The 7,452-nt window shown below is 67.8% G+C and carries 6 protein-coding genes; 3 read left to right on the top strand and 3 right to left on the bottom strand.

What is annotated here, in order from left to right; genetic code table 11:
* Together J7I92_RS16140 and nboR are read left to right on the top strand one after the other, a co-directional pair.
* Nucleotides 1-1,492 (top strand): transketolase-like TK C-terminal-containing protein (locus tag J7I92_RS16140; protein ID WP_396020402.1); only part of this gene is annotated, 1,492 nt, incomplete at its 5' end.
* 197 nt (nucleotides 1,493-1,689) lie between these two features.
* Nucleotides 1,690-2,298 (top strand): nicotine blue oxidoreductase, encoded by a 609-nt coding sequence (nboR, locus tag J7I92_RS16135; protein ID WP_214842150.1) that lies wholly within the window; start codon nucleotides 1,690-1,692, stop codon nucleotides 2,296-2,298.
* Between the two features lie 34 nt (nucleotides 2,299-2,332).
* On the opposite strand, the gene J7I92_RS16130 is transcribed toward nboR, so the two are convergent.
* Nucleotides 2,333-2,980 carry a uracil-DNA glycosylase gene (locus J7I92_RS16130; RefSeq protein WP_214842148.1) on the bottom strand — a complete coding sequence of 216 codons (648 nt, stop codon included), beginning with the start codon at nucleotides 2,978-2,980 and terminating at the stop codon, nucleotides 2,333-2,335.
* 76 nt (nucleotides 2,981-3,056) lie between these two features.
* Between J7I92_RS16130 and J7I92_RS16125 the strand changes: the two genes are divergently transcribed.
* The gene (locus J7I92_RS16125) at nucleotides 3,057-3,581 is read left to right on the top strand and encodes a DUF488 family protein (RefSeq protein WP_214842146.1); all 525 of its coding nucleotides are present in this window, start codon (nucleotides 3,057-3,059) and stop codon (nucleotides 3,579-3,581) included.
* 23 nt (nucleotides 3,582-3,604) lie between these two features.
* Here the strand turns inward: J7I92_RS16125 and J7I92_RS16120 are convergent, their stop codons facing one another.
* On the bottom strand, nucleotides 3,605-4,588 hold the full coding sequence (locus J7I92_RS16120; protein WP_214842144.1) for an aldo/keto reductase: 984 nt from the start codon (nucleotides 4,586-4,588) through the stop codon (nucleotides 3,605-3,607).
* 7 nt (nucleotides 4,589-4,595) lie between these two features.
* Complete coding sequence (locus J7I92_RS16115) at nucleotides 4,596-7,451, bottom strand: molybdopterin cofactor-binding domain-containing protein (protein WP_214842142.1); 2,856 nt, start codon at nucleotides 7,449-7,451, stop codon at nucleotides 4,596-4,598.
* Between the last annotated feature and the right edge of the window lies 1 nt (nucleotide 7,452).

Genomic DNA, 7,452 nt, shown 5'->3' with positions numbered 1-7,452 from the left:
ACTCACCCTGGACGACCTCAAGGAATTCAGGGACTATCTCCGGATCCCCGTTTCCGACACCCAATTGGAACAGGACCCCTACAGCCCGCCCTATTTCCACCCCGGCGCCGACGCCCCCGAGATCGCTTATCTCTTGGAACGGAGGAAGGCCCTGGGCGGCTCCGTCCCGGAACGCCGCTCCCGCCACACGGCCGTTGAACTGCCGGAGGCCAGGACCTTTGACGTTGCCAAGCGCGGTTCGGGCAAGCAGCAGGCCGCCACCACCATGGCATTCGTACGTCTGCTCAAGGACCTGCTCCGCGACAAGAAGTTCGGGCACCGGATTGTTCCCATAGTTCCGGACGAATCGCGGACCTTCGGCATGGACGCGTTCTTCCCGACGGCGAAGATCTATAACCCAGGGGGCCAGAACTACCTGTCGGTGGACCGCGACCTGGTCCTGGCCTACAAGGAATCCGCCCAGGGCCAGCTGATCCACCCCGGCATCAACGAAGCCGGCGCCGTCGCAGCCTTCACCGCAGCCGGCACCGCCTACGCCACCCACGGCGTGCCGCTGATCCCGGTCTACGTGTTCTACTCCATGTTCGGCTTCCAGCGCACCGGCGACGCCTTCTGGGCCGCCGCGGACCAGATGACCCGCGGCTTCATCATCGGCGCCACAGCAGGCCGGACCACCCTCACCGGCGAAGGACTCCAGCACGCCGACGGACACTCCCCCATCCTCGCGGCCACCAACCCGGCAGTGGTCACCTACGACCCCGCCTACGGCTACGAAATGGGCCACATCGTCCGCGACGGCATCGAGCGGATGTACGGACCCGCCGCAAGCGGCGAGGGAACCGGAACTGCAGCCGATAAGAACCTGATGTACTACATCACCGTCTACAACGAACCCATCACCCAGCCGGCAGAGCCGGAGGACCTCGACGTCAACGGTGTGCTCAAGGGCATCTACCGGGTGTCGGCGTCGGGCGTTGAGGGCCCCAGGAGCCAGATCCTGGCTTCCGGTGTGTCCGTTCCGTGGGCGCTGGACGCCCAGCGGATCCTCGCCGAGGACTGGGGCGTTTCCGCCGACGTCTGGTCCGTCACCTCCTGGAACGAACTGCGCCGAGACGGCCTCGCGGCTGAGGAGGAGGCGTTCCTGAACCCGGGCCAGCCCGCCCGCGTCCCGTTCGTGGTGCAGCAACTCGCCGGCGCCACCGGCCCGATCGTGGCGGTCTCGGACTACATGAAGGCCGTGCCGGACCAGATCCGGCAGTTCCTGCCGAACGAGTTCGCCTCCCTCGGCGCCGACGGCTTCGGCTTCTCCGACACCCGCGCCGCAGCCCGCCGCTTCTTCAAGAACGACACCCACTCCATCGTGGTGAAAACCCTGCAGCTGCTCGCGGCGAGGGGCGACGTGGAGGAGGGCGCGCCGTCGTACGCCATGGACCGCTACAAGATCCTGGACGTGAACGCCGGCACCACGGGAGGCGCAGGCGGCGACGCCTGACCCAGTTCCCTTCTGCTCGGGGAGTTTTTGTCCAGATATCGCGACCTTACGGCCGTTTTGGGGCCATTATCTGGACAAAAACTCCCGGGGGGTGAGGGGTGGGGGTGGAGGCTGAGAGGTATCCAGAGGTGAGGGGGCTGAGGGGTAACCAGGGGTGAGGAGGCTTGGGACCTTGGGCCTGGGAATAGGCTGGGGACATGGCTGACTCACGCGAACCGCGCACGACGGCGGTGCTGCTCGCCGCGGGGGCGGGTACCCGGCTGGGGCGCGGGCCAAAGGCCCTGCTGCCATTCCGCGGCCGGACCCTCGTGGAAGTCCTTGCCGGGGCCCTGCTCGACGGCGGCTGCCGGGAGGTCGTGGTCGTCCTCGGCGCCGAGGCGGCGAGGGTCAGGACAAGCGCGGACCTGGCGCCGTACACAGTCATCGACAACCCGGACTGGCAGGGCGGGATGGGCAGCTCGTTCAGGTCGGGCGTAGCGGCGGCGCCCGCCGGGGACCATGTCCTGGTGGCGCTGGTTGACCAGCCCGGACTGACGCCGGAAACCGTGGCACGGCTGCTGGCCGCACACCGCACCGGCAGGGTGACGGCGGCTGCCTACCGCGGACCGGACGGCTCCCTCCGCCGCGGACATCCGCTGCTGCTGGACGTCAGCCTGCGTGCCGATGCGTCCGGATCAGCAACGGGCGACGCCGGTGCCCGCCTTTTCCTGCAGTCGCACCTGGATCTGATTGACCTGGTGGACTGCAGCGACCAGTCAACGGGCGCCGACCTCGACACCCCGGACCAGCTCCACCTGCTCGGCTGAGAAACACCCCAGGCCCACACTCCAAGCACACACCTCAGGCGCGGCCGCCTGCCATGAGCTCCTCGAGTCCCTGTTTGAAGCGCGCTCGACCCCCGTGGGCCGGATGCCTGATTTTGGGCGCGTCGACACCGTTCCGCTGAAGGCTGCGGTGCGCCACATTCCCTACGGCCACCACGGTTTCAATGGAAAACAGCTCCACCAGGGCCTGCCAGAACGGGGTTCCGAGTGTTGCTTCGGCAGTGGTGGGCGTGCGGTTGGACAGCGGCTGGCCGGGCACGTGGGTGTGCCACGGGCAGGCACTCCACAACAGGGGAAGAAACTCGAGTTCCGCCAGGACCTCCCACATCACGGTGGCCGTCGGCTCGGCAGCGATTCCCGATGCCTCCGGCGGCAGCACGTACCCCTTTCCCTCCCCGAACAGGCCGAAAGCGTTGGGCGGCCCGCTGAAGATGGTGCGGTTGGTAAAGGGAACACCGGTGATCCGCATGCCCCTGAAACCCGGCGCCTCTCCCAGGAGCAGCACCTTCGGCGAGCGGTCCAGCATCTCGGCCAGGTAGACTGCCAGGTTCTGCCGGCGCTGCGCGTTCGCCGGTACCGAGTGGTCGAAGAAGTTATTGCACCCCGGACTTGTGTGCACGGCGGCGAGCCGGTCGATGAAGGCCTCGATGGAGGATGAAGACATGCAGCGTCCGCTTCCCTTGGCAGCATAGGGGAATCAGGATAACCGGCCCCGTCTGCAGCCGCCCTAGCATAGGGGCATGGCTGAGGCGACAATCTTCACGATCGGGCACTCCACGCATCCGATCGACGAGTTCATCAGCATGCTCAAGGCGCACGGGATCAGGAAACTCATCGATGTCCGCACCATCCCGAAGTCCCGCCGCAATCCGCAATTCAACGGGGACCAGCTGGCGGCAAGCCTCCGGGCCCAGGGCATCAGGTACCGGCGGATGGAATCGCTGGGCGGCCTGCGGCACCCGCGGAAGGATAGCCCCAACGCCGCATGGCGAAATGCTTCGTTCCGCGGTTACGCCGACTACATGCAGACCGAGGAGTTTGCGGCAGCCGTGGCACAGCTGGTGGAACGGGGGAAAACGAACAACGCGGTGATTATGTGCGCCGAGGCCGTGCCGTGGCGCTGCCACCGCTCGCTGATCGGCGACGCCCTTCTGGCCAGGAACGTGGAGGTGCTGGACATCATGACGGAAAAGTCCGCCAGACCCCACACCCTCACCGCCTTCGCACGCGTCGAGGGAGAACGGGTCTGGTACCCGGTCGTCTGACCCGGAACCTGTCCCCGGAGCCGCTACCAGCGAGGGTGGATGGAGTCGCGGAAGTAGCGGTCGTAGATTTCGCGGACGCCGACGTCGAACGTGGCGTCAATGCCGCTCGCACCCGCCGCGGCGGCGTTGGCGCGAGCCTGGTCCACGTTCCGCGCGCCCGGGATCACCGTGCTGACGCCGTCCTGCGCCGCAATCCAGGCGATGGCCGCCTGGGCGGTGCTGACGCCGTCGGGCACCAGTTCCTCGAACTGGGCCACCGCCTTGAGGCCCTGCCCGAAGTCCACCCCGGAGAAGGTCTCCCCGACGTCGAATGCCGAGCCGTCGCGGTTGTAATTCCGGTGGTCGTCCTCCGCGAAGGACGTGTCCGCGGTGTACTTGCCGGACAGCAGACCCGAGGCGAGCGGAACCCGGACGATGATGCCCACCCCGGCAGCCTCAGCCGCGGGCAGCACCTCGTCCAGAGGCTTGAGCCGGAAGGGGTTGAGGATGATCTGCACGGTGGCGGTGCCTTCGTGGCGCACGGCCTCAAGGGCTTCATCGGTCCGTTCCACGCTGACGCCGTAGTTCCGGATGGCCCCCTCCGCCACGAGGGTGTCCAGCGCGTCGTAGACTTCGGCGTTGCTGTACACGGCGGTGGGCGGGCAGTGCAGCTGGACCAGGTCCAGCTGCTCCACGCCCAGGTTGCGCCGGGACCGGTCCGTCCATTCGCGGAAGTTGGCGAGGTTGTAGTTCTCCGGCTGTTGCTCCATCCGGCGTCCCATCTTGGTGGCCACCGTAATGTCCAGGCCGGGGTTGCCCGCCAGAAATGCGCCGATGGCCTGCTCGCTGCGGCCATCGCCGTAGACATCCGCCGTATCGAAGAACGTGACGCCCTCTTCCACGGAAGCCGCCAGGATGGCCTGCGCCTGCGCGGGGTCAACGTTGCCCCAGTCCCCGCCAAGCTGCCAGGTCCCCAGTCCAACAATGGAGACGTTCCGTCCGGTCTTGCCCAGCATTCGCTTTTCCATCATCCGACTATAGGCCGTTAGCGCTCTCAAGGCGCGAGGCCCGGCCCGCATCCTTCAGCCCCAGGTAAATCTTGTCCCTGGCGATGGGGAGCTCGGTGAACCTCACCCCCGTAGCGTTCCGGATGGCGTTCGCCAGCGCCGGAGCCACCGGGTTGAACGGGCTCTCGCTCATCGATTTCGCCCCGAGCGGACCCAGTTTGTCGTTGGTCTCGGCGAAGTACACCTCGCTCCTCGGCACGTCCGCGAAGGTGGGGATGTGGTACTGCCGCAGGATGTCCGTGGTGACCTTCCCGCCGTCGTCCACCTTGACCTCCTCGTACAGGGCGGCGCCGAGGGCCTGTGCTATCCCGCCCTCAATCTGGCCGCGGCACTGCCGCGGATTGACCACTACACCGGCGTCGGCGGCCTGCACGCTTTGCAGGATCCTGAGTTCCCCGGTGCCCGTGTTCACGGCCACCCGGAAACCGTGGACGTTGAACGCTACTGAACGCGGCGTCCCGCCCCAGTGCCCTTCCGTGGCAAGCTCGACGCCGGCGCGCTCGGCGGCGTCGAAAACTTCCGTCAGCGGCACCCGGGTTCCTTCGCAGACCACGGCGTCTTCCTGCAGCACGCAGCCGGAGGACTGCACCTGCCGGATGCCGGCGGCGAAGGCGCGGATGCGGACGGCGAGCTCCTCCGCCGCGGACAGTGTCGCCTTTCCGGCCACCACCGTCCCGGCCGAGCCGAATGCGCCGGTATCGTGCTGCACGAGGTCCGTGTCCGACTGCCGCACGGTAACGCGGGCGGCCGTCGTGGACAGCGCGGTGGCCGCGAGCTGCGCGTGGACAGTGGTGGTGCCGTTGCCGAATTCGGCGGTCCCGACGTCGGCGGCGTAGGTGCCGTCCGGAAGGAGCCGGACCTTCGAGTGGGCGAAGTGGCCGCGCGGCGGGACGGTGTCGATCATGGACAGCGCCGTCCCCTCCCCTGTGACCCAGTCCGGGCCCAGGTCATCCAGCCCGGCGGCACGATACCGCTCAAGTCCCCGTGCCAGGGCGTCCTGCACCAGCCGGGTGCACTGGTCCAGCCCGTAGCTGCCGTAGTGCACGTCCTCTTCCGGTTCCGAATGCGTGGAGAGCATGTCATCGCCCTCCAGGACCATGTTGCGGCGGCGGAACTCCAGCGGGTCCATGCCGATCCCGGTGGCGAGCTCGTCGATGCCGGACTCGATGGCGAAGATCATCTGGCTCAGGCCGTAGCCCCGGAAGGCCCCGGAAGGCACGGTGTTGGTGTAGACCGCATGCGCGTCCACCTTCTTGTTGGCGCACTTGTAGACGCCCAGGGATTCGCCGCAGCCGTGGAACATCACGCCCGGCGCGTGGTTGCCGTAGGCGCCGGTGTTGGTCAGGACGTCCAGCTGCAGGGCGGTGAGCCGGCCGTCCCTGCTGGCGCCGGCCTTGAGGTGGATGGTGAACGGATGCCTGGTGGTGGATGCGGTGAACTGTTCGGTCCGGGTAAATTCCAGCTGCACCGGCCGCTTCAGCTTCAGGGCAGCCAGCGCCACGATGTCCTCGGTGAGGACTTCCTGCTTGCCGCCGAAGCCGCCGCCCACGCGACCGGCCACCACGCGGATCTGTTCCTCCGGCATGGCGAAAAGCCGGGACAGGGTGCGCCGGACCAGGAAGGGAACCTGGCTGGAGGTGCGGACCTGGAGCCTGCCGTCCGGGTCCACGGAGGCGATCGCGGCGTGGGTTTCCAGGGCAGTGTGCTGCACGCGCTGGGTCCGGTAGGTCTGTTCGTGGACGAAGTCGGCCTCGGCAAAACCGGCGGCCACGCTGCCGAGTTCCGAATGCAGCTCCGCCACCACGTTCTGTTCGGGCCGGCTGATGCGCGCAGTCGCGGGATCCTTCCCGCCGTGGATCGCCGGTGCACCCGGCTTGATCGCTTCCTCGGGGGTGAAGACGGCGTCCAGCACCTGGTAGTCAACGGCGAGGGCGCGCACGCCCGCTTCCGCCGCGGCCACGGAATCGGCGACGACGGCGGCAACCTTCTGCCCGATGAAACGGACCACGTCGTCCAGGATGCGGGTGTCGTCCGGGTCGTCTGTGTACAGCTCATGCTGGGCAGTCGAGAAGAGCTGGGCGGGCGCGTCCTGGTGGGTGAAAACGGCCACCACCCCGGGAATTTTCAGCGCGGCCGCTCTGTCAATGGAGATCACCTTGGCATGGGCGTGCGGTGAGCGCAGGAGCTTCAGGTGCAGCAGCCCTTGCAGTTCCTCTGCAGGCACGTCCAGGGTGTAGCGCGCTTTGCCGGTGACCACGGCGAGGCTTGCCGGGGCAGGCACGTCGTCCCCGAGCTGGCCCGGCCTGGGTTCGGGCTGGCCTTCGCCGGCGATGCCGGACCGCGGACCTTGTGGGTCCGGGTGCCCCTCCCGGCCGCAGACGGCGTCTTCGACGGCGCGGTAGCCGGTGCAGCGGCAGAGGTTGCCCTTGAGGTTCCGGGGCAGGTTTTCCTTTTGCTCGTCGTCGAACGTGGCGGCGGTCATCACCATGCCGGCGGTGCAGAATCCGCACTGGAATCCCTGGCGGTCCAGGAACTGCTGCTGCATCGGGTGGAGGGCGCCGGCTTGGGCCGTTCCGCAGGCGGCAGGCAGTCCCTCGATGGTGGTCACGGCATGGCCCTCGGCCCGGACAGCCGGGTAGATGCAGCTGTGGACCGGAATGCCGTCCACGTGAACGGTGCAGGCTCCGCAGTCGCCGCCGTCGCAGCCTTTCTTGACGCCGACGTTGCCCTGTTCCCGCAGGAACGTGCGGAGGCACTGGCCGGGGCGGGGCCGGGCGTCGGCCGGGACGCCGTTGATTTCGATGGCGGTGGTTTCGTTGGGCATG

It is taken from the genome of Arthrobacter sp. ISL-72, from assembly GCF_018613755.1.
Lineage (GTDB): Bacteria > Actinomycetota > Actinomycetes > Actinomycetales > Micrococcaceae > Arthrobacter.
Note: the sequence above shows the minus strand (reverse complement) of the source record. Positions and strands in the feature narration are given on the sequence as shown.

Coding starts and splice junctions, on each gene's coding strand:
- J7I92_RS16115 (WP_214842142.1), bottom strand. CDS start 7,451: ATGCCCAACGAAACCACCGCCATCGAAATCAACGGCGTCCCGGCCGAC.
- J7I92_RS16130 (WP_214842148.1), bottom strand. CDS start 2,980: ATGTCTTCATCCTCCATCGAGGCCTTCATCGACCGGCTCGCCGCCGTG.
- J7I92_RS16125 (WP_214842146.1), top strand. CDS start 3,057: ATGGCTGAGGCGACAATCTTCACGATCGGGCACTCCACGCATCCGATC.
- nboR (WP_214842150.1), top strand. CDS start 1,690: ATGGCTGACTCACGCGAACCGCGCACGACGGCGGTGCTGCTCGCCGCG.
- J7I92_RS16120 (WP_214842144.1), bottom strand. CDS start 4,588: ATGGAAAAGCGAATGCTGGGCAAGACCGGACGGAACGTCTCCATTGTT.